Source organism: Bradyrhizobium agreste, from assembly GCF_016031625.1.
Lineage (GTDB): Bacteria > Pseudomonadota > Alphaproteobacteria > Rhizobiales > Xanthobacteraceae > Bradyrhizobium > Bradyrhizobium agreste.
In genome coordinates this window covers 17930-38983 of sequence record NZ_JACCHP010000028.1, presented here as the reverse complement: position 1 = coordinate 38983, position 21054 = coordinate 17930, and the positions used below count along the sequence as shown (strand labels likewise).

Sequence of the window (21054 nt, the reverse complement as noted above, 5' to 3'; positions counted from 1 at the left end):
AATGAACTATCCGCCATTCACAAGGGAGGAGACCATGATCGTTTCACTGCTTCGCGCGGCCTCTGTCGCGGTGCTGCTCGGCGTTGTTCCCGCCGCCGCGCGCGCGCAGGACGCACCGTTCCGAATCGGCGTGATCGACGACATGTCGGGCGTCTATTCCGGCAACGGCGGGCCGGGTACCGTGCTGGCGACCAGGATGGCGGTCGAAGATTTTGGCGGCAAAGTGCTGGGCCGCCAGATCGAAGTGGTCTCGGCCGACCATCAGAGCAAGCCGGATATTGGCGCCGCGTTGGCCCGTCAGTTCATCGAGCAGCAGGGCGTCAGCGCCATCATTCCCGGTGGGGCGAGTTCGGTAGGGCTGGCGGTGCAGGCGATCGCCCGCACGCTGAAGAAGACCACGCTGGTCAGCGGCGGTTACGCCTCGAATTTCAGTGGCGACGGCTGCTCGCCGTATGGCACGCAATGGGCGCCGTCGACCAGCGAGCTGTCCAAGACCATCGCCAAGGGCATTGTCGATAGCGGCGGTAAGAAATGGTTCTTCATCGTCGCCGACTACGTGTTCGGCAAGAATCTCGCTGCCGATGCGGGCGAGACCGTGAAGGCCTCCGGCGGCCAGGTCGTGGGTCAGGTGTTGCATCCCCTCAACGTCACCGATCTGGCATCGCAGCTTCTCGCTGCGCAAGGGTCCGGCGCCGACGTCATCGGGCTTGCCAATGCCGGTCCCGACCTCGTGCTGGCCATCAAGCAGGCAAAGGAGTTCGGCGTCAGCGCCAAGCTTGCGACCATGCTGGTGTTCGAGAACAACGTGACGGCGCTCGGCCTTTCGACCGCGCAGGGCCTGCGGCTCGCCGCATCCTTCTACTGGGACATGAACGAGGAGACCCGCGCCTGGTCGAAGCGCTTCATGGCCCGCAGCGGCAATGCCGTTCCCACCATGGGCCATGTGCTCGCTTACCTTGCCGCCACTCACTACCTGAAGGCGGTCGCGGCGATCGGCACGGACGAGCCCGCGCAAGTCCAGGCCAAGATGCTGCAGCAGCCGATCGAGGGCAATCTAATTCAGCATGCGCACATTCAGGCCAATGGGCGCGTCGTGTCCGACATGCACATCTTCGAGGTGAAGGGACCGCAGGACTCCAAGAGTCCGGCGGACCTCTACAAGCTCGTGGCAACGCTGCCGGGTGATGGTCTGTTCGTGCCGGCAGAGAAGAGTGGATGTCCTTACCTCGCCGTGAGGTAGGACCAGTGTCTGGAAGTCGAGGTGCCCCATGAATGCGGAAGGTTCGTCGGTGTCGTCTGGGCAGGTGCGAGCAGATGGCTCGCCGCGGCTCGAGGCATTCAAGCTGTATATCGACGGTGAATGGTGCGAGTCGGCTTCGGGACGGTGGCTGGAGACCAAGAACCCGTACACGGGAAAGGCCTGGGCCGTGATCCCGCGCGGCAATGCGCAAGACGTCGATCGCGCCGTGCAGGCAGCCAATCGTGCCTTCGTGAGCGGCCCGTGGGCCAGCATGCATCCGAGCGATCGCGGCCTGTTGTTGCATCGGCTTGGCGACTTGATCGCGGCAAATGCGGAGCGGCTGGCCGAACTGGAGGTGCGCGACAACGGCAAGCTCAGGGTTGAGATGCTCGGGCAGATGAAATATCTGCCGCGCTGGTTCCAGTATTATGGCGGGCTCGCCGACAAGATCGAGGGTCGAATGCCGCCGACCGACAAGAAGGGCATGCTGCACTACGTGTCCTATGAGCCGGTCGGCGTCGTCGGCGCGATCACGCCCTGGAATTCACCCTTGCTGCTCACGGTCTGGAAGCTCGCGCCGGCGCTGGCTGCCGGCAATACCGTCGTGATCAAGCCGTCCGAATACGCCTCGACCTCGCTGCTTGCCTTGGTGGAGCTGTTCGAGCAGGCGGGTTTTCCCAAGGGCGTGGTCAACGTCGTGACCGGACTCGGCGCCGAGACGGGCGAGCCTCTGGTCGAGCATCCTTGCGTCGATCGCATTGCCTTCACCGGGGGCAACCTTGCCGGCCGCAACATCTATGAAGCCGCGGCACGGCAGTTCAAGCGGGTCTCGCTCGAGCTCGGCGGCAAGTCACCGAACATCGTCTTCGGCGATGCCGGCATCGAAGACGCGGTCAAGGGTGTCATCTCGGGCATCTTCGCCGCGAGCGGCCAGACCTGTATGGCGGGATCGCGGCTGCTGCTGCATTCCTCGATCCACGACGCCTTTCTCGCGCGCCTCGTCGAGGTGATGAAGGCAGCGCGCCTCGGCGATCCCAACAGCCCGGACACCGACGTTGGGCCGGTCGCGACCGAACAGCAATTGCAAAAGGTGCTGGACTATATCGAGCTTGCCAAGGAGGAGGGCGCCCGCTGCATCCTCGGCGGGCGGCGGGCGACTCGCCCCGAATGCGGCGAGGGCTGGTTCGTGGAGCCGACCATCTTCGCCGACGTCACCAACGACATGCGCATCGCGCGCGAGGAGGTGTTCGGGCCGGTGCTCAGCGTGATCAAGTTCGACTCCGACGACGAGGCGGTCGCGCTCGCCAACGACACGCCGTTTGGCCTCGCTGCAGGCCTGTGGACCACCGACCTCGCCCGTTCGCTGTCGCTGCCGAAGCGGCTGCGGGCGGGAACGGTCTGGGTCAACGCCTACCGCGTGGTGAGCTACCTGTCGCCCTTCGGAGGCTTCAAGGAGTCCGGCCTCGGCCGGGAGAACGGGCTCGAAGCGATCTACGAGTACATGGAAGCCAAGAGCGTCTTCATCAATCCGAGGCCCGCGATCACCAACCCGTTCACATTGCAATAGGCGGGAAACGGCTCAGACCCGGCGGCGGCGGATCACGAGGTAGTAGGCGCACGGAATCCTGCCGGCATTGATGAAGCGGTAGGGCTCGCGCACGTCGAAGTAGAAGGAGTCGCCGGTGCCGAGGACGTAGTTGGCGTCACCGGTCTGCACCGTCAACTCGCCCTCGTGCACCACGAGGTATTTCTCGGTCGGGACCTTGTAGGGCGGTAGCTCGCCCGAGGATTCGCCCGGTGGAATCCGGTGCAGCAGAAACTCGAGATCGTTGTCGAGGTGCGAGGGCGACAGGTTGTGACGTTCGAAGCCGGTCTCAGGATCCTTGAAGGCGAGGCGATTCGCCTTCCGGATCACCGCGACCTGGGCTGCATCCGGCTCTGCGCCCATCAGAGCGGACATCGAGACGTTGAGCCCCTTGGCGATCCTCACGATGATCGCCAGTGTCGGGCTCTTCTCGCCGCGCTCGACCTTGGACAGCATGGCACGGCTGACGCCCGACTGGGCCGCAAACTCTTCAAGGGTGAGGCCGGCCTGTGTCCTCAGGCGCTTGACGCGGCTGCCGAGCTCGACGATAAGGGCATCGTCGCCTGCACGGGTCGTGCGCGCCTGGCCCTTCGATCTTGCCGGAGCTTTGCGGGTGATGGCGGCCTCGCTTGCAGGGACTTGCGAAGTCTTTTGCCGTCGTGGTGGTGATCTATCGTGCATGAGGCGCATAATTTCAGAAGTCGGGCTGCCTCACAAGTTTATCGGGTGTCCTGTCTCGACAGTACCTCAAGCCGCATGACGTTCGATCAGGACCGTCGACGCCTCGCCTGCCCGCCGTGCGATGTCGGCGGTACTCGGTCGATCGATGGTCTGGAGCAGAAGCCCCGTCATCAGGTCTCCCCATAGCACGCCCAGGAAAGTATCAGTCATCGCCTCCGGCTCTCCGGTCAGCAGCCCTGCCGACACCGCGTTCGCCATGATGGTCCGCAATGCTTCGCGGATCGGCTTGCGTGCCATCGTCTCCAGGGTTTGCGCGACTTTCGGCGCATTGACGGTTTCGGATATCGCCAGCCGGAACACGGCAACGACCACCGGGTCGGTCGTTTCCGTCAGGAGCTTCGTTCCAAACGCGGTGAGCACGCCGGCGAGCGTTTTCCTGTCGCGCAGTGCGGGCAGATCGATCGGCGCCTGGAGCCGTTGGGCGCGCTCCGAGATGCATGCGACGAGCATCGCTTCCTTGTTGCCGAACAGGGTGTAGAGATCCCGCTTCGAAACGCGGGCACGCGTCGCGATCTCGAGCGTGCTGGTCTGCGCATAACCCCCCTCCATGAAGGCCGACAGGGCCGCACCAAGGATTCGTTTTCGGATCTCGGGGCCCTCCGCCTCCTTAACCGGCGGCTTGCTCTTCGCGCTCATCGACAAACTTTCCGCTTGACTTGGTACCAGCCAGTACCATATTGCGATCGGTGGGTACCGATCAGTACCAAGGGGCGTGGCAACGGTAAAGGACCATTGTGATGTCGAAGACAGTTCTCGTGACCTCTGCGGCCGGCGGCACGCAGGGGAGGACAGGCAGGCATGTTGCGGAAATGCTGCTCGAACGCGGCGTCGGTGTCCGCGCGTTCGTACGCCAGCGCGACGAGCGGTCCGATCGCTTGAAGTCGCTCGGTGCCGACATCGTCGTCGGCGACTTCCTCGATGCGAGATCGGTGGACGCGGCCGCACAGGGTGTGTCATCGATCTATTTCGCCTATCCGGTTCAGGATGGGCTGGCGGATGCGACGGCGGCGATGGCGCTCGCAGCGCGCAGGCATGGCGTGTCCCGCCTCGTCAACCTCGTCATGTATCAATCCTCGCTCGATGCGCCCACGCCGCGCATGCGGCAGAACTACCTGTCCGAGCAGGTGTTCGAATGGGCCGGCGTCGGACCGGTCCATATCCGCGCCACCGTCTTCTATGAAAACGTCGCGCGTCTCGTGGGGGCGAACCTGCCTGCGAAGGGAGCCATCCGGCTGCCGCTCGGCGACGAGAATACGCTTCTCCCACTGATCGCGGCCGAGGACGTCTCGCGGATCGCCGTCGGCCTGCTGACGGCGCCTGCGCTGGAGGCCGGAGCCGCCTATCCCGTGATCGGAAGCGTGATCTCCGTCCGCGATGTTGTCGAGACGTTTGCGCGCGTCCTCAAGAGAGACACGCACTACGAGGAGATCACCGACGAGCAGTGGCGAGACGAAGCGCTCGCGCGGGGCTGGAACGCGCACGCGGTCGAACATCTCTCCTCGCTCTGGAAGTCGCTGCGTGCTGCGAGTGCTACGGTGGAGGCAGCGCGCTTCAGCGCAAGCGACACGATCGAGACGATCGGTGGCGCCAAGCCGAAGACTTTCGAGCAATTCATCCGCGAGCGCGGGGCCGAACTGGCCTCGCCGGCGGTACGCGCAACGGTCTGACCGGAGGCAGAGCTCATGAACAGGCGTCCGGCGATCGCGATTTCATCGTCGCCTTCGGGCCGTCTCACGAATTGACGTGCACGAAATCGCGCAGCAACGGATAGATCTCGTTGTTCCAGCGCTTGCCGGAGAACACGCCGTAATGGCCGACGCCGGCCTGCATGTGGTGGACGCGGCGATAGGCGCGCACGCCGGTGCAGAGGTCCTGGGCGGCCAGCGTCTGGCCGATCGAGCAGATGTCGTCCTTCTCGCCCTCGACCGTCATCAGCCCCATGCGGCTGACGGCCCTGGTGTTCACGGGACGGCCGCGATGCATCAGCTTGCCTTGCGGCAGGAGATGCTCCTGGAACACGTCGCGCACGGTCTCGATGTAGAACTCGGCCGGCAGATCCATCACGGCGAAATATTCGTCGTAGAAGGTCTTGATGGTCGCGGCCTTCTCTTTCTCGCCCTTGGCGATGTGGCTGGCGAGATCGAGATGCTGCTTGATGTGGCGCTCGAGATTCATCGAGACGAAGGCCGTGAGCTGCACGAAACCGGGATAGACCTTGCGCAAGGCGCCGCGGCACTGCACCGGCACGTAGTTGATCAGATTGCGCTCGAACCATTCGATCGGCTTGCTCTTGGCGAACTCGTTGACCCTGGTCGGCTGGATCCGCGTGTCGATGGGACCTGCCATCAGCGTCAGCGTCGCCGGGCGCGAGGGATGGTTGTCCTCGCACATGATCGCGGCGGCCGCGAGCGCGGAGACGGACGGCTGGCAGATCGCCACCATGTGCGGGCGCGGCCCGAGTTGTCCGAGGAAGTCGATCAGGTGCTCGGTGTAGTCGTCGAGCCCGAAGCGGCCCTCGCTGCGCGGGATGTCGCGCGGATTGTGCCAGTCGGTGATGTAGACGTCGTGGTCCTGCAGCAGCGTCTTCACGGTGCCGCGCAGGAGCGTCGCGAAGTGTCCGGACATCGGCGCCACCAGCAGCATGCGCGGCTGCTCGGCCACGCCGTCTTTCTTGAAGTGCAGCAGCGAGCCGAACGGCGTGGCGTAGGCGATCTCCTCGCTGACCGCGACCTCGCGGTTGCCCACCATGACGCTGTCGATGCCGTAGGCGGGACGGTCGTAGGTAAGTGTGGAGCGCGAGATCAGCTCCAGCGCGGCCGACAGCCGGCCGACCACGTGGTCCGAGAGGCCCTGAGGAACCAGGTTGAGGAATTTGAGCGCGGACGAAGCCCCCGCGCGCCATGGCGCCGTCAGGTCCATGTGGTTCTGAAAAGCCTGATAGTACATCGACATCATACTGAAATGCCCATCCCTCCCGTGCTGCTATGCAATAAGGACGCCAGACGGCGATCAGGCTCCGCGTAAAACTGGCACGTCGCTTGCTGTTTATGCGGTGGAAGCACGAGGCCACGGGCAGGCCGGGCCGATGTCGGGGACCAGGGAAAGGGTCATATGGCGAAGGCGACACTGACCATCAGCAGCAAGAACTACTCGTCCTGGTCGCTGCGTGGCTGGCTGCTGACGAAATTCTCCGGGCTCGACTTCGAGGAGATCGTCACCGCGCCGGACGATCCGTCGGCGCGCGCCGAGATCCTGCTGCTGTCCTCGTCGATCCTGGTGCCGTGCCTGCGGCACGAGGGCGCCGTGGTCTGGGATACGCTGGCCATTGCCGAATATCTCAACGAGGTCATGCCGGACGCCGGCCTGTTGCCGGCCGACCGCATCCAGCGCGCCCACTGCCGCTCGATCTCAGGCGAAATCCATTCCGGCTTCACCACGCTGCGCGCCTCGCTGCCCGTCAACCTGAAGGGACACTTTCCCGGGTTCAAGATCTGGTCGCGGGCGCAGGCCGATATCGACCGGGTCTGGTTCATCTGGCGCGACTGCCTGGAGAAATCGGGCGGCCCCTTCCTGTTTGGCGAGAAGCGCACCATGGCGGACGCGATGTACGCTCCCGTCGTGACTCGCTTCGTGACCTACGACGTCAAGCTCGCGCCGCCATTGAAGGCCTATGCCGACACCATCATGGCCATGCCCGAGATGCAGGAATGGATTGCGGCGGCGAAGGAGGAGCCGGCCGAGATCGAGGAGCTCGAGGTCGAATATTAGGCACGCGTCGCAGGGCCCTGCCTGTTTCGGGGGCGGCGGCCCTCCCGCTGCGGACTGCAGCGCTATGCCTTTGCAAGAATTAACCTTTGGGCCCGGTGACAGGCGCCTGCGATCCGGCGAGCTGCGCAGATATTGTGCGCGCCTGCCGAACCGCAGCGAGATCTAGCCGTGAACAGGTGCGTACAAGGCGATTCGGCTGATTCGGACGTGATTCGTTCGGGCCGCGTTCCGAAGGTTAAAGCGGAGTGCGGCCCCGTCGCATTTTGAAACAGAGACCGCCTTCAGGCGGCCCCGCGCTGCTTCACGCGCGGCAGGCGCCAGCCGATCACGGTTGCTTCCACCGCAATGCCGGCCTCGTGGTTCTGCCAGCGTCCCTCGACATAGCGGCAGGCGAACGGCAGTTGATATGTCCCGCTGTGATCCTCGCACAGCACTTCGAGTGGCAGGCCCGGCGGTGGTTCTCCGGCGCCGTCGAATTCCGCCAAACGTCTATCGCGCGTTGCCATTCCAAAATTCTCCCCTAAACAAAGCCGCGGCTAGAGCGCCCACCTCTTCCGCGCGCGGATCATCGTTCCCCGTCAGAAGGAACGGACGCAAGCTCAACGCGAGAATGCGGTACGAGTGTGGTAGCCTCACGCTGCAGCGCGCAAACAGCGCACATTGATGTGATCGACTGGCGAGGAACTTTCATGCTGCTTCGAAACGCCGGCATTTGTTTCGCAATGTTGCTGCTCGCCACGCTGGCGCCTCTGCCGGTGCACGCGCAGGACGTGCCCGGCATCGAGATCTGCACGGTCGAGAAGACCATGGAGCGCCGCACCAGCTGCCTCCAGAGCAATGTCGACTTCCTGCAGAAGACGATCACCAAGCTCACCCTCGATCATCAGCAGAAGCTGGATGCAGCCAATCGCCAGATCGACGCGTTGAAGACAAGCATCGCCGGCCTGCAGAAGACGCTTCTCGATCTTCAGGCCGCGCAGGCGAAGACCGCCGAGGATCCAAAGAAGAAGCAGGACGCGCCGCCGGCGAAGGACGCAACGAAATAAGTGCGCCGGTCACGCCACGCGATAACGCTCCATCACGCCACGATCGGGCTCGTAGCCGAGCCCGGGGCCCGAGGGCACCGCGACATGGCCGCTTGCATCGACATCGGCGCGGCCGCCCCAGAGGCAGGCTTCGCGTTTCAGATAGAACATCTCGACCAGCCCGTCGTCGCGCGTTGCGAGCAGATGCAGCGTCGCCAGCAGGCCCGGACCAAAGTAAGGAGAGTGCGGGACGATCTTGATGCCGAGCCGATCGGCCAAGCCTGCGACCTTCAGGAATTCCGTGATGCCGCCGACCTTGATCACTGACGGCTGGGCGTGGCTGACCGCGCCCGCCTCCATCATCTGGCGGAATTGGTACTCGGTGCAGGCATTCTCGCCGGCCGCAATGCCGAGCCCGCTCTTGCTGCGCACCTCGGCCAGCGCGGCGAAGTCTTCCGGCGGCCAGACCGGCTCTTCCAGGAACATCGGCTGTGCGTCGCGGCATGTCGTCGCGAACGCGATCGCCTGCTCTCCGGTCAGCGGGCAGTTCATGTCGACCATCAGTGGAATGCTCGGGCCGATCGCCGCGCGCGCGGCGAGCACCGCGGGTGTCGTGGTCTCGTGCAGCTTGATCGCGCCATAGCCGAGCGCCAGCGCCTTCCTGCATTCGGCGGCGATGTCGTCGGGCGCGCCGATCCGAAGGAGGCTCGCGTAAGCCGGAATGGCGGTGCGCCTGATCTCGCCCAGTAGCCGATGCAGCGGCACGCGCGCGACCTTCGCGGCGAGGTCCCACAATGCGATATCGAGCCCGGAGATCGCGAACATGGTGATGCCGTAGCGGCCGAACAGATGCAGGTTGCGCTGGATCTGCTCCATCACCGCGGCAATGCCGGTCGCATCGGGCACCTTCAGCCCGCGGGCCTGCGGCGCGATCATCTCCTCGACCGCGCTGCGCGTCGTGCGCGGACAGACATAGGCGAAAGCATCGCCCCAGCCGGTCAGCCCGGCATCGGTCGTGACCTCGACGAGGACCATGTCGAGGGCAGTGATGGCGGAAGCGCCCTGGCGGAAGCTCGCGACACCGGAATCATAGGGGATGCGGATATGGTGCGCCCGCACATCGGTGATTTCCATGACCCGGTTCCTCTTTCTCGTGAGCGGTTCGGACGAGTGTAGCCACGAACGCCGGGGCGTTGCCAGCTTGCATTGGCCGGCTATCCTCATGCGAAGGACAGCAATGCCGATCAAGCAGAGCGATGGTAACAGGCGCACCATCGTCGCGCTTCGAACGAGGGTCTGAACCACCATGAATCCAGCCCAGCGTGCGCTCTGGTACATCGAGAGCCATCTGGCCGAGCCGATGACGCTCGACGAGATCGCTGCGATCTCGGGCGTGTCGCGGTTCCACATCGTGCGTGCGTTTGCCGCAGCCGTCGGTCTGCCGGTGATGCGCTACGTGCGCGCGCGGCGGCTGACGGAGGCGGCGCGCAGTCTGGCAAAGGGCGCACCCGACATCCTGTCACTGGCGCTGGAGGCGGATTACGGCTCGCACGAAGCTTTCACCCGCGCGTTCCGCGACCAATTCGGCACCACGCCCGAAGCGGTGAGGGCGGCAGCGTGCGTCAACCAACTCAGGCTACAGGAGCCGATCCTCATGGACTCCACCATGCTCGACCATCTTGCCCCGCCGCGTTTTGAGACCGCCAAGGCCTTCCTCGTCGCCGGTCCCGCCGAGCGCATCTCCTGCGACAACGGTGCCATGATCCCCGGTCTGTGGCACCGCTTCCATCAGGAGGTTGCCGACATCCCCGCGCGCGTCGGCAGCGTCGCCTACGGCGTCTGCTGCAACGGCGATGATGCCGGCAATTTCGATTACATCGCCGGCGTCGAGGTCGCCGATTTCTCCGACCTGCCGCGCCGCTTCGGCCGCATCCGCATTCCGGAGCAGCGTTATGCGGTGTTCACCCACAAGGACCACGTCGCCTCGATCCGGCGCACCGTCAACACGATCTGGAATCAATGGCTGCCGGCGTCCGGCCTGAAAGCCGCGGACGCGCCGAACTTCGAGCGCTATGACGAGAAATTCGATCCCGCGACCGGCCATGGCGGTTTCGAGATCTGGGTGCCAGTGCGGGAGTAAGCTGCAAGGCTGGCATACCATCCCGCTTGCTTGGCAAGCCCGGGTGACTTTGTCATAACCACAGGCAAATCTTGCGTGTGGGGCCCGTGCCGGACATCCCGTGCAAGCCATAACAAGCAGCCGGGAGGGTCCCACATGTCCAACGTCCGCGTTCTTGCCACCGACCTCGAATTTCCTGAAGGGCCGGTCGTGATGCCGGATGGCTCGGTCGTGCTGGTGGAGATCCGCGGCCAGCGCCTGACGCGCGTTTATCCCGACGGCCGCAAGGAGATCGTCGCGAAGGTGCCAGGCGGCCCGAATGGCGCCGCGCTCGGGCCCGACGGCAAGATCTACATCTGCAACAATGGCGGCTTCTCCTGGATCCCGGCCGGCAAGATGATCATGCCGGGCCCCCAACCGGACGATTATCTCGGCGGCGCGATCCAGCGCGTCGACCTGCAGTCCGGCAAGGTCGAGACCGTCGTGACCAAATGCGGCGCGCACGATCTGCGCGGGCCGAATGACCTCGTCTTCGACAAACAGGGCGGGCTCTGGTTCTCCGATCTCGGCAAGCGCCGCGCGCGCGATATGGACGTCGGCGGCATGTATTACCTCAAGCCCGGCATGAGCGAGATCGTCGAGGTCGTGCATGGCATCTTGCCGGCGAACGGCATCGGCCTGTCGCCGGACGAGAATACGGTCTACATCGCGGAAACGCCGACCGGGCGGCTCTGGGCCTATGAGCTCTCGGCGCCGGGCACGCTCAAGCCGCGCGATCCGATCTATCGTGGCGAGCGCGGCAAGCCGATCTGCGGCCTCGGCGGCTACCAGATGTTCGACTCGCTCGCGGTGGAAGCGAACGGCAGTGTCTGCGTCGCCACGCTCGTCTCCGGCTGCATCTCGGTGATCGCGCCCGACGGCACCCTGGTGGAACAGGTCCCGACCGGCGACCGCGTCACCACCAACATCGCCTTCGGCGGCCCCGAGCTGAAGACGGCCTACGTCACGCTCTCGGGCAAGGGCGAGCTGATCGCGATGGACTGGCCGCGCGGCGGATTGGCGTTGAATTTTTTGAACAAGTGAATGTATCTGGACAAGCCGTGCCAATACATCCGTCGTCATTCCGGGATGCGTGCGCCAGCACGCAGGCCCGGAATCCATAACCCCAGGCGGTGGTTATGGATTCCGGGCTCGCGACTTCGTCGCGCCCCGGAATGACGGCAGTCATTATGGAGTGAGATATGCCCTGGCCCGACCCCATCACCCTGCGCGGACAGCACGCCCGTCTGGAGCCGCTGTCGCATGATCACCGCGAGGGGCTGGTCGAGGCCGTCAAGGACGGCGAGCTGTCAAAACTCTGGTACACCGCAATCCCGCTGCCGGAGAATATGGGCAAGGAGATCGACCGCCGCTTGGGCCTGCAGGCCGCAGGCTCGATGCTGCCGTTCACGGTGTTCGACGCCGGCGGCCGGATCGTCGGCATGACCACCTACATGAACATCGACGCCGCCAACCGCCGCGTCGAGATCGGCTCGACCTGGTATGGCAAGAGCGCGCAGCGCGGCCCGCTCAACACGCAGTGCAAGCTGATGCTGCTGCGCCACGCCTTCGAGACCCTGAATTGCATCGCGGTCGAGTTCCGAACGCATTTCTTCAACCACCAGAGCCGCCGCGCCATCGAACGCCTGGGCGCCAAGCAGGACGGCATTTTGCGCAGCCACCAGGTCGCGCCGAACGGCACGTTGCGCGACACTGTCGTCTACAGCATCACCGCCGCCGAATGGCCGACGGTGCAGGCGCATCTGGAATTTCAACTCAACGACAAGCCGCGCTAGGAATCATGTGTGGTTTTCGTAACGATGTCGCCGCGGGCTCGATTACCTCTCCCATAGGGAGAGGTCGGCGCGTAGCGCCGGGTGAGGGGACCGCTCTCTCGTGGGACCTGAGTCCCTCACCCGATTTGCGCCGGACGATGCTGCGCATCGCCGGGAGCAAATCGACCTTTCCCTCTGGGAGAGGTGTCATCACGCGCGGCTGTAATTCATTCAATCTCACGACACGCTAAAGGCGGCCGAGGCACCATGGATAGATTTGATTATGTGATCGTCGGCGCGGGCTCCGCCGGTTGCGTGCTCACAAGCCGGCTCAGCGAAGACCCCAACACCAGCGTCTGCGTGCTCGAGGCGGGCCCTTCCGACTGGCATCCCTACATCCATCTGCCGGCCGGCTTCATCAAGACCTTCCACATGAAGAGCATCAACTGGGCCTATCAGCAGGAGCCGGGGCCGTGGACCGGCGGGCGCAGCATCTACGCGCCGCGCGGAAAGACGCTGGGCGGCTCGTCCTCGATCAACGGCCACATCTATAATCGCGGCCAGCGCATGGATTTCGACACCTGGGCGCAGATGGGCAATCGCGGCTGGGGCTATGCCGACGTGCTGCCCTATTTCCGCCGGCTGGAGAAGCGAATCGGCGAGGGCGAGGACATCTATCGCGGCCGCGACGGCAATCTCATCGTCACCACCATGAACTGGCGCGATCCGCTCTGCGAGGCCTTCATGGAAGGCGCGGTCTCGCTCGGCATTCCCCGCAACCCCGATTACAACGGCAAGACCCAGGAAGGCGTCTCCTACTGCCAGCGCACCATCAACAACGGCCTGCGCGTCTCCGGCGCCACCGCGTTCCTCAAGCCCGCGATGAAGCGGCCCAACGTGCATGTGCGCACCCATGCGCACGCGACCGAGATCATCTTCGAGGGCAAACGCGCCGTCGGCGTACGCTACACCAAGGGCGGCCGCGGCGGCCAGCCGGTCGAAGTGCGCGCCAACAAGGAAGTCATCCTCTCCGGCGGCAGCTATAATTCGCCGCAGCTGCTGCAGCTCTCCGGCATCGGCTCGCCCGATCTGCTGCAGCAGCACGGCATCGCCGTGCGTCACGCGCTGCCCGTCGGCGAGGGCCTGCAGGACCATTACGCCCCGCGTACGGTGGCGCGGGTCAAGGACATCAAGACCATCAACGAGCTCCGCCGCGGCTGGCGTCTCTGGGTCGAAGCGGCGAAATGGGCGACCGCGCGCCGCGGCCTGCTGTCGCTGTCGCCGACCATGGTCTATTGCTTCTGGCATTCCGGCGAGAGCGCCGAGAGCTCCGACCTGCAGCTCACCTTCACGCCGGCGAGCTACAAGGAAGGCGTGCAGGGCCAGCTCGAGGACGAGCCCGGCATGACCGTGGCGTCCTGGCAGCAGCGCCCCGAGAGCCGCGGCTATGTCCGGATCCGCTCGAGCGATCCGTTCGCGCCGCCGATCATCCAGACCAATTATCTCGACGCCGAGCTCGACCGTCGCGTCATCGTCGGCGGCATGAAGCTCGCGCGCAAGCTTTTGAAGAGCGCGCCGCTGTCGCCCTATTACGCCTACGAGGATTTCCCCGGCCCCAACGTCAACACCGACGACGAATTTTTGGCAGCCGCCACCCAGCGCGGCACCACCACCTTCCACCCCGGCTGCACCTGCCGCATGGGCCCGGCGGACTCGACGTGGGCTGTGGTCGACGACCACCTCCGCGTCCACGGACTCGAAGGCCTCCGCGTGATCGACGCCTCGGTCATGCCGCGCATGATCTCGGCGAACCTCAACGCCTCCACCATGATGATCGCCGACCGCGCCTCGGACCTGATCCGCGGCAAACAGCCGCTGGAAGCCGCAAGGATTCCGGATACGGCGGTGGCGTGATTTCTTCGTAGGATGGGTAGAGCGCAGCGAAACCCATCATCGTGCAGCGCGTGCCGAAGCAGGATGGGTTTCGCTGCGCTCTACCCATCCTGCAAGACTCGTGGACTCGATCTAAGGTTGTGTTATGATGAAGTATGACCTCCTATCGGCGTAACTTCGTCCCAGGTGGAAGCTTCTTCTTCACCGTCAACCTGCTCGATCGCGGGCAGTCGCTTCTGACGGCAAACATCGAGCCTTTGCGTGCGGCCTTTCGCGAGATCCGTCAACGGCACCCATTCAGGATCGACGCAATCGTGATCCTGCCTGAGCATCTTCACACCGTGTGGACGATGCCGGACGGAGATGCCGATTTCGCAATGCGCTGGCGGCAGATCAAGTCAGCCTTCTCACGCAAGCTTGCGCCTGACGAACCGGTCTCGGCTGGTCGCGCCGCCAGAGGAGAGCGAGGCATCTGGCAGCGTCGCTATTGGGAGCACACCATCCGCGACGAGGAGGATTACGCCCGGCATATCGACTACGTGCACATCAATCCGGTCAAGCACGGACTGGTCAATCGAGTCTGCGATTGGGCGCCATCGTCATTCCACCGCCACGTGGAACTCGGCATCTATCCGGCGGACTGGGCCGGTGATCTGTCGCAGTGCGATGATGGTGCAAAGTTCGGAGAGCGCAGTTGAACCAGCTGTAGGATGGGTAGAGCGAAGCGAAACCCATCGTCCTTCGGCAAGCGCAGCAAGATGATGGGTTTCGCTGCGCTCTACCCATCCTACGAAGCTCCGACTGTCCCGTCGGGCAAAACACCCCGCATCCGCGTCAACCCCTCTCCGCGAAAATATTTCACTTTACCGAAATTCGGAATTGCGGCATACATCGACGCAGCCCGGCCCGACGAAGAGGGGCGGTTCGCGAGTCGTTCGAAACGCGGGCCGGGTTGCGGTGGACGCGGCAGCGTCGGCACGAGATGGTAGCGGGCAGGGCGGGTAGTCCCTGTGAGTCCGCGACCGCGTGTAGACGGACGGCGCTGAACGCGTACGGCAAAACCGTGTGGTCCTGGCCGTCGTTGCTACGGCCAAGCCCTTCGAAGATGCGCGCGAGCCCAACCGGGCGGACGGCATCGTCAATTCGAACGGCGAGGGAGGCCAGAGGGAAAGTTCGGCTCCCGGGAGAGCACGGCATAAGCCGTCCGACCATCGCGCAGGGAAGGCCGTGTGTTCGGCACCACCTGTATGCTGCTGTGCGGTTTTCTGCGTGTGCCTTTTGCGCAGCAGACCGCGGGTGCGAGGTCAGCACCCGGCCTTCCCTGCGCCCTCCTTCCTTTGGGCGATGGAATGACGCAAAGCTCGGGCGATATGCGCCGCGAGAATGCAGGCGTGCGTGTGCGATTCAAAGTGCAAGCTGAAAGAGCGAAGCCCGTGCCTCATGCTCCGTCATTGCGAGCGTAGCGAAGCAATCCAGAGTCTTTCCGCGGAAAGATCCTGGATTGCTTCGTCGCAAGGGCTCCTCGCAATGACGACCTGGAGGCAGGCTCGCGCCAAACTCCGCTCTCGTGCCCCGGACGCAGCGCAGCGTCACTTCGACGGTGCGCTGCAGAGCCGGGGCCCATGTCTCGGAGCAATCCGTGTCGCCTTCTGGGTCCCGCTCTGCGCAGCAGCGTTTCACGCTGCAGCGCATCCGGGACACGAGAGCCCTCAGACTTCCCGTCGGCTCAGAAACGCCAGCCGCTCGAACAGATGCACGTCCTGCTCGTTCTTCAAGAGCGCGCCGTGCAGCGGCGGGATCAGTTTTCGCGGATCGCGCTCGCGCAGCTGCTCGGCGCTCATGTCTTCGTTGAGCAGCAGCTTGAGCCAGTCGAGCAGCTCCGAGGTGGACGGCTTCTTCTTCAGGCCCGGCACCTCGCGCACCTCGAAGAAGATGCGCAAGGCTTCCTCGACCAGGCGCTTCTTGATGCCGGGGAAGTGGACGTCGACGATGCGGCCCATCGTGTCGGCGTCAGGGAACTTGATGTAGTGGAAGAAGCAGCGACGCAGGAACGCGTCCGGCAGCTCCTTCTCGTTGTTGGAGGTGATCATCATGATCGGGCGCTGCTTGGCCTTGATCGTCTCGCCGGTCTCGTAGACATGGAATTCCATGCGGTCGAGCTCGAGCAGCAGATCGTTGGGGAATTCGATGTCGGCCTTGTCGATCTCGTCGATCAGCAGCACCGGGCGCTGCTCGCTGGTGAAGGCCTCCCACAGCTTGCCGCGCTTGATGTAGTTTCTGATGTCGGACACGCGCGCATCGCCGAGCTGGCTGTCGCGCAGGCGCGACACCGCGTCGTATTCGTAGAGGCCCTGCTGCGCCTTGGTGGTGGACTTGATGTGCCAGGTCAGAAGCGGCGCGTTCAGCGCCTTTGCGACTTCCTCCGCCAGCACCGTCTTGCCGGTGCCGGGCTCCCCCTTCACCAGCAGCGGGCGCTCGAGTACGATCGAAGCGTTGACGGCGACCTTGAGGTCATCGGTCGCAACATAGTCCTTGGTGCCGGTAAATTTCATCGCGCGTCCTTGTTGGTCGTCGTCACGGGGATTGCCAATTGCATCGCCCCGGTCGCGACATGGGAACGGCCGCGCAGGGCGGCCGTTCCAGGTTCGGTCAGGCTGTCAGACCCGTCTTATCAGCGAAAGGATGACGAGCACAATCACCGCGCCGATCGTGGCGTCCACGATGGAGCCGATTGTGCCGGTAGCGAGCTGGATGTGCAGCTGCGGCAGCACCCAGCTCGCGACCAGCGCGCCGATGATGCCGACGACGATGTTGCCGATCAGCCCAAATCCCGCCCCATGGACAATCTTGCCGGCCAGCCAGCCGGCGATCGCGCCGATGATGAGCGCTGCGACAATTCCCATTGCAAACGTCCCCCAAACAACCCCGTAAGGCCGGCAATTCTAGTGCAAAATGTCCGTGGGTCCACGCTGAATCGCCGCGCTCGCGCTTCACCTCTCCCCGGCGGGGAGAGGTCGATTTGCGCAGCAAATCGGGTGAGGGGGCGCCGGTCCCACGAGAGACCGAAACCCCTCACCCGCGCCCGGAGCCTGTCATCGGGCGCGCCTTCGGCACGACCCGGTGGGTGCGACCTCTCCCGATGGGAGAGGTGAAGGGCCGCCCCTTGACGTCAGCCACCCGACGGGCAATCTGTCACCCATGTTCCTGCAATTCTTCACCTCTCTGCGCGATGCGCAGGTCCCCGTGACGCTGCGCGAATACCTCACGCTGATGGAGGCGCTCGACGCCGACCTTGCGGACTACACGGTCGAGAATTTCTATTACCTGTCGCGCGCCTCACTGGTGAAGGACGAGCGCAACCTCGACAAGTTCGACCGTGTCTTCGGCACCGTCTTCAAGGGGCTGGAAAGCCTGCTCGACGCCATGGAGAAGGCGGAGATCCCCGAGGAGTGGCTGAAGAAGCTCGCCGAGAAGTATCTGACGGAAGAAGAGAAGAAGCAGATCGAGGCCATGGGCTGGGACAAGCTCATGGAGACCTTGAAGAAGCGGCTCGAGGAGCAGAAGGGCCGCCACCAGGGCGGCAGCAAGTGGATTGGCACCGCCGGCACCTCGCCGTTCGGCGCGCACGGCTATAACCCCGAAGGCGTGCGTATCGGCCAGGAGAAGAACCGCAACAACCGCGCCGTGAAGGTGTGGGACAAGCGCGAGTTCAAGGATTTGGACGGCAATGTCGAGCTCGGCATTCGCAACATCAAGGTGGCCCTGCGCCGCCTGCGCAAATTCGCGCGCACCGGCGCGCCCGACGAGCTCGATCTCGAGACCACCATCCGCGAGACCGCCAATCACGGCTATCTCGACGTACACATGCGCCCCGAGCGGCGCAATGCGGTGAAGCTCCTGGTGTTCTTCGACATCGGCGGCTCGATGGATGCGCATATCGAGCAGGTCGAGGAGCTGTTCTCGGCGGCGAAGAGCGAGTTCAAGCACATGGAGTATTTCTACTTCCACAACTGCCTCTATGAAGGCGTGTGGAAGCAGAACAAGCGCCGCTTCACCGACCGAACGCCGACCTGGGACGTGCTGCACAAATACCCGCACGACTACAAGGTCGTGTTCGTCGGCGACGCCTCGATGTCGCCTTACGAGATCATGGTGCCCGGCGGCTCGGTCGAGCACGTCAACGAGGAGCCCGGCTCGGTCTGGCTCGACCGCATCATCCGCACCTATCCGCACACGGTGTGGCTGAACCCGGTGCAGCAGAAGCACTGGGACTATTCGGAATCCACCACCATCATCAGACGCATCTTCGCGAACCGCATGTACCCGATCACGATCGAAGGGCTGGAAGCTGCGATGAAGGAATTGACGCACTAGCTCCCGCCGTCATTCCGGGGCGATGCGAAGCATCGAGCCCGGAATCCATCAGGCCGCAGCGCGTGTAGAGAAATGGATTCCGGGTTCGCGCTGCGCGCGCCCCGGAATGACAAAGAGGGAGAACCATATGCCCCAGACCATCACCCGCGGCATCAAGGCGCTGATCGACGAGGCCAATGCCGAGATCGAGACGCTCTCCGCCAAGGACGCGATCGAGATCTCCAAGAACGGCGACGTCGTCATCGTCGACATCCGCGACCCCCGCGAGATCGAACGCGACGGCCGCATCCCCGGCGCCTTCGCCTGCACCCGCGGCATGCTCGAATTCTGGATCGATCCGCAGAGCCCCTACGCCAAGCCGATCTTTCAAGAGGACAAGAAGTTCGTGTTCCATTGCGCGGGGGGCCTGCGCTCCGCGCTCGCGGCCAAGACCGCGCAGGACATGGGCCTCAAGCCCGTCGCCCACATCGCCGGCGGCTACGCCGCCTGGCGCGACGCCGGCGGGCCCACGGAGAAGTGGGAGCCGAAGAAGAAGGGGTGAACTTGTCACACGCGGGCTTGACCCGCGTGTCCATCATCTCAAGAAAAATGGATGGCCGGGTCAAGCCCGGCCATGACGACTGGAGAGTACAGACGTATGACCGCCACCGACCCCCTCGTCTCCACCGAATGGCTCGCCGCGCACATGGACGATGCCAACGTCAAGATCCTCGACGCCAGCTTCAAGCTGCCGGGCGTGCTGCCGCTGCCGAAGGACGATTATCTCGCCGCGCATCTGCCGGGCGCCGTGTTCTTCGACGTCGATGCGGTGTCGGACCATTCCAACCCGTTGCCGCACATGTTTCCGAGCGCCGAGCAGTTCGGCCGCGACGTCGGCAATCTCGGCATCGGAAACAGCGACACCGTCGTGCTCTACGATGCCGGCGGCTGGGTCGCAGCGCCGCGTGCGTGGTGGATGTTCCTCTCCTACGGCCACAGCAATGTGCGTATCCTCAATGGCGGTTTGAAGAAATGGCGCGCCGAGGGACGCGCGACCGAGAGCGGCGAGGTCAAGCCGAAGCCTGCGACCTTCACGGCGAACTACGATTCAAATCGCGTGCGCAGCATGCAGCAGCTGATCGCCAACCTCGAAAGCCGCAAGGAGCAGGTGATCGACGCGCGCGCTGCCGATCGGTTCGAAGGCCGCGCGCCCGAGCCGCGGCCGGGCATCCGCTCTGGCCACATCCCTGGCGCCCGCAACGTGCCGTACAACCTCTTGTTCGATGCCGCGACCGGCGAGATGAAGCCGCTCGACGAGCTCCGCGCCGCCTTCACGAACGCTGGCGTCAAGCTCGATGCACCGATCGTGACGAGCTGCGGCTCGGGCGTGTCGGCCGGCGTGCTGACGCTCGCGCTCTACCGCCTCGGCATCACCGACACCGCGCTCTATGACGGGTCGTGGTCGGAATGGGGTCAGGCCGGCGGCCCGGCCATCGCGACCGGCCCGGCGTGAGGTTGTCGGAGTGAAGAGTCAGCGCGTGCGTGCGGTCGTTGTTGTCGCGAAAGCCGGCTGCTGCTGACCGAACGGATCGAGCTGCTGCTGCAGCGGCTGAGGCGGCGGGCGCCGCACCACGCGGTGGCGCTTCTTGGCCTTCGCCTTGCGCTTGGTCGCCTTGCTGTCCGACTTGGTGCTCTCGGCCTTGCTGTTCTCGGTTCTGGCCTTCGCCGGCGCGTCCGTCGCCGCCGTGGCGGCGCTCAGTGCAGCGAGCCTTGCGGAAGCGACATCGAGCGGCGCGGCGGCGAGGGAGGGGTCAGCCGGTCCCGGCTCGCCGGCGGTTGCGGCAGGCTCGGGATTGGGAATCGCGGCCGTGGTGTCGGCGGGGGTCAGCGTATCGGTGGCAGCCGGCGCTGCGGCCGCCACGGTCGGTTCGGGCTGGGCTGGTTCGGGCTTCGCTGGTTCGACGGCCGGCACTTCAGCCAGGGGCGCGGCGGCCTCAGGCTGGACGTCGGTCTCGGTCGTGAGTGCGGCAACCTGTTCGGGCTCGCTCATGGGCAGAGCGATGGTCGGCACCTGGTCGCGCAGCGATGGCGTGGTCTCGGGGGGCGGCTCCGGTTCGGCCCGCAGCACCGCGAGCACCGGCTCGGGCGCTTGCGCAAACACCTGCTCCTGCGGCCCGGTCCGCCAGCCGGGGTTGCTGACATATTGCTGATGGGTCGCCCGGAGCAGCGCGGCGGCCCCTAGGCCGAACACCAGGACGGAGGTTGACAGCAGGATCGCGGCAAACAGGAAGCGAAAGCCGGGAAGCATCGAGCGATTGCGAATTTCCGCCCCAGCAGCCGGAATGGCCGGGGCCCAAGAGCCATCTGAACGCGGTGACGGTACTGCTTGCCGCGTTCGCCACGCGGGATCGGAGCTCAAAAAGGTGGCGAATCAGGCTGATTCGACCATATCGCAACGCCTCGGCATCGTTCCGTTAAATTCGCGGCCCAACATGGCGGCAATTGATGTCGCGATA

Annotated in this window: 21 protein-coding genes; 13 read left to right on the top strand and 8 right to left on the bottom strand. The window is 64.6% G+C overall.

The window, feature by feature from the left end; all coding sequences use genetic code 11:
• Nucleotides 1–34: 34 nt before the first annotated feature.
• A complete protein-coding gene (locus HZZ13_RS32290; RefSeq protein ID WP_197963487.1) occupies nt 35–1240 on the top strand; it encodes an ABC transporter substrate-binding protein in 1206 nt (401 codons plus the stop codon).
• A 28-nt stretch (nt 1241–1268) separates the two neighbouring features.
• The gene (locus tag HZZ13_RS32285; protein ID WP_197963486.1) at nt 1269–2807 is read left to right on the top strand and encodes an aldehyde dehydrogenase; all 1539 of its coding nucleotides are present in this window, start codon (nt 1269–1271) and stop codon (nt 2805–2807) included.
• Nucleotides 2808–2819: 12 nt separating this feature from the next.
• Here the strand turns inward: HZZ13_RS32285 and HZZ13_RS32280 are convergent, their stop codons facing one another.
• Nucleotides 2820–3506, bottom strand: coding sequence for a helix-turn-helix domain-containing protein (locus HZZ13_RS32280; RefSeq protein WP_197963485.1), 687 nt, complete (start codon nt 3504–3506; stop codon nt 2820–2822).
• Nucleotides 3507–3572: 66 nt separating this feature from the next.
• Nucleotides 3573–4202: a TetR/AcrR family transcriptional regulator gene (locus HZZ13_RS32275; protein WP_197963484.1), complete on the bottom strand. Its 630-nt coding sequence runs from the start codon at nt 4200–4202 to the stop codon at nt 3573–3575.
• A 101-nt stretch (nt 4203–4303) separates the two neighbouring features.
• Between HZZ13_RS32275 and HZZ13_RS32270 the strand changes: the two genes are divergently transcribed.
• The gene (locus tag HZZ13_RS32270) at nt 4304–5233 is read left to right on the top strand and encodes an NmrA family NAD(P)-binding protein (RefSeq protein ID WP_197963483.1); all 930 of its coding nucleotides are present in this window, start codon (nt 4304–4306) and stop codon (nt 5231–5233) included.
• A 64-nt stretch (nt 5234–5297) separates the two neighbouring features.
• Here the strand turns inward: HZZ13_RS32270 and HZZ13_RS32265 are convergent, their stop codons facing one another.
• A complete protein-coding gene (locus HZZ13_RS32265) occupies nt 5298–6521 on the bottom strand; it encodes a polyhydroxyalkanoate depolymerase (protein WP_197963482.1) in 1224 nt (407 codons plus the stop codon).
• Nucleotides 6522–6677: 156 nt separating this feature from the next.
• Between HZZ13_RS32265 and HZZ13_RS32260 the strand changes: the two genes are divergently transcribed.
• Entirely contained in the window at nt 6678–7334 is a 657-nt protein-coding gene (locus HZZ13_RS32260) for a glutathione S-transferase family protein (protein ID WP_197948484.1), read from the top strand.
• Nucleotides 7335–7615: 281 nt separating this feature from the next.
• Here the strand turns inward: HZZ13_RS32260 and HZZ13_RS32255 are convergent, their stop codons facing one another.
• The gene (locus tag HZZ13_RS32255) at nt 7616–7840 is read right to left on the bottom strand and encodes a hypothetical protein (protein WP_024339451.1); all 225 of its coding nucleotides are present in this window, start codon (nt 7838–7840) and stop codon (nt 7616–7618) included.
• A 183-nt stretch (nt 7841–8023) separates the two neighbouring features.
• On the opposite strand from HZZ13_RS32255, the gene HZZ13_RS32250 reads away from it, so the two are divergent.
• On the top strand, nt 8024–8380 hold the full coding sequence (locus HZZ13_RS32250) for a hypothetical protein (protein ID WP_197963481.1): 357 nt from the start codon (nt 8024–8026) through the stop codon (nt 8378–8380).
• Between the two features lie 9 nt (nt 8381–8389).
• On the opposite strand, the gene HZZ13_RS32245 is transcribed toward HZZ13_RS32250, so the two are convergent.
• Nucleotides 8390–9493 (bottom strand): mandelate racemase/muconate lactonizing enzyme family protein, encoded by a 1104-nt coding sequence (locus HZZ13_RS32245; RefSeq protein ID WP_197963480.1) that lies wholly within the window; start codon nt 9491–9493, stop codon nt 8390–8392.
• A gap of 172 nt (nt 9494–9665) precedes the next feature.
• Between HZZ13_RS32245 and HZZ13_RS32240 the strand changes: the two genes are divergently transcribed.
• The 5 genes from HZZ13_RS32240 (at nt 9666) to HZZ13_RS32220 (ending at nt 14883) form a co-directional block, all read left to right on the top strand.
• Entirely contained in the window at nt 9666–10499 is an 834-nt protein-coding gene (locus HZZ13_RS32240; RefSeq protein WP_197963479.1) for an AraC family transcriptional regulator, read from the top strand.
• 135 nt (nt 10500–10634) lie between these two features.
• Entirely contained in the window at nt 10635–11561 is a 927-nt protein-coding gene (locus tag HZZ13_RS32235) for an SMP-30/gluconolactonase/LRE family protein (RefSeq protein WP_197963478.1), read from the top strand.
• A 158-nt stretch (nt 11562–11719) separates the two neighbouring features.
• Nucleotides 11720–12313 carry a GNAT family N-acetyltransferase gene (locus HZZ13_RS32230; RefSeq protein ID WP_197963477.1) on the top strand — a complete coding sequence of 198 codons (594 nt, stop codon included), beginning with the start codon at nt 11720–11722 and terminating at the stop codon, nt 12311–12313.
• A 246-nt stretch (nt 12314–12559) separates the two neighbouring features.
• Nucleotides 12560–14206 carry a GMC family oxidoreductase gene (locus HZZ13_RS32225; RefSeq protein ID WP_197963476.1) on the top strand — a complete coding sequence of 549 codons (1647 nt, stop codon included), beginning with the start codon at nt 12560–12562 and terminating at the stop codon, nt 14204–14206.
• Between the two features lie 134 nt (nt 14207–14340).
• Nucleotides 14341–14883: an REP-associated tyrosine transposase gene (locus tag HZZ13_RS32220; protein ID WP_197963475.1), complete on the top strand. Its 543-nt coding sequence runs from the start codon at nt 14341–14343 to the stop codon at nt 14881–14883.
• A 1011-nt stretch (nt 14884–15894) separates the two neighbouring features.
• Here the strand turns inward: HZZ13_RS32220 and HZZ13_RS32215 are convergent.
• Together HZZ13_RS32215 and HZZ13_RS32210 are read right to left on the bottom strand one after the other, a co-directional pair.
• The gene (locus HZZ13_RS32215; RefSeq protein ID WP_197963474.1) at nt 15895–16737 is read right to left on the bottom strand and encodes an AAA family ATPase; all 843 of its coding nucleotides are present in this window, start codon (nt 16735–16737) and stop codon (nt 15895–15897) included.
• A 105-nt stretch (nt 16738–16842) separates the two neighbouring features.
• Complete coding sequence (locus HZZ13_RS32210) at nt 16843–17088, bottom strand: GlsB/YeaQ/YmgE family stress response membrane protein (RefSeq protein ID WP_197963473.1); 246 nt, start codon at nt 17086–17088, stop codon at nt 16843–16845.
• Between the two features lie 295 nt (nt 17089–17383).
• Between HZZ13_RS32210 and HZZ13_RS32205 the strand changes: the two genes are divergently transcribed.
• The 3 genes from HZZ13_RS32205 (at nt 17384) to sseA (ending at nt 20051) form a co-directional block, all read left to right on the top strand.
• Entirely contained in the window at nt 17384–18559 is a 1176-nt protein-coding gene (locus tag HZZ13_RS32205; protein WP_197963472.1) for a vWA domain-containing protein, read from the top strand.
• 127 nt (nt 18560–18686) lie between these two features.
• Nucleotides 18687–19100 (top strand): rhodanese-like domain-containing protein, encoded by a 414-nt coding sequence (locus tag HZZ13_RS32200; RefSeq protein ID WP_024339461.1) that lies wholly within the window; start codon nt 18687–18689, stop codon nt 19098–19100.
• Between the two features lie 96 nt (nt 19101–19196).
• Nucleotides 19197–20051: a 3-mercaptopyruvate sulfurtransferase gene (gene sseA, locus HZZ13_RS32195; protein ID WP_197963471.1), complete on the top strand. Its 855-nt coding sequence runs from the start codon at nt 19197–19199 to the stop codon at nt 20049–20051.
• Nucleotides 20052–20069: 18 nt separating this feature from the next.
• Here the strand turns inward: sseA and HZZ13_RS32190 are convergent, their stop codons facing one another.
• A complete protein-coding gene (locus HZZ13_RS32190) occupies nt 20070–20846 on the bottom strand; it encodes a hypothetical protein (protein ID WP_197963470.1) in 777 nt (258 codons plus the stop codon).
• Nucleotides 20847–21054: the final 208 nt, after the last annotated feature.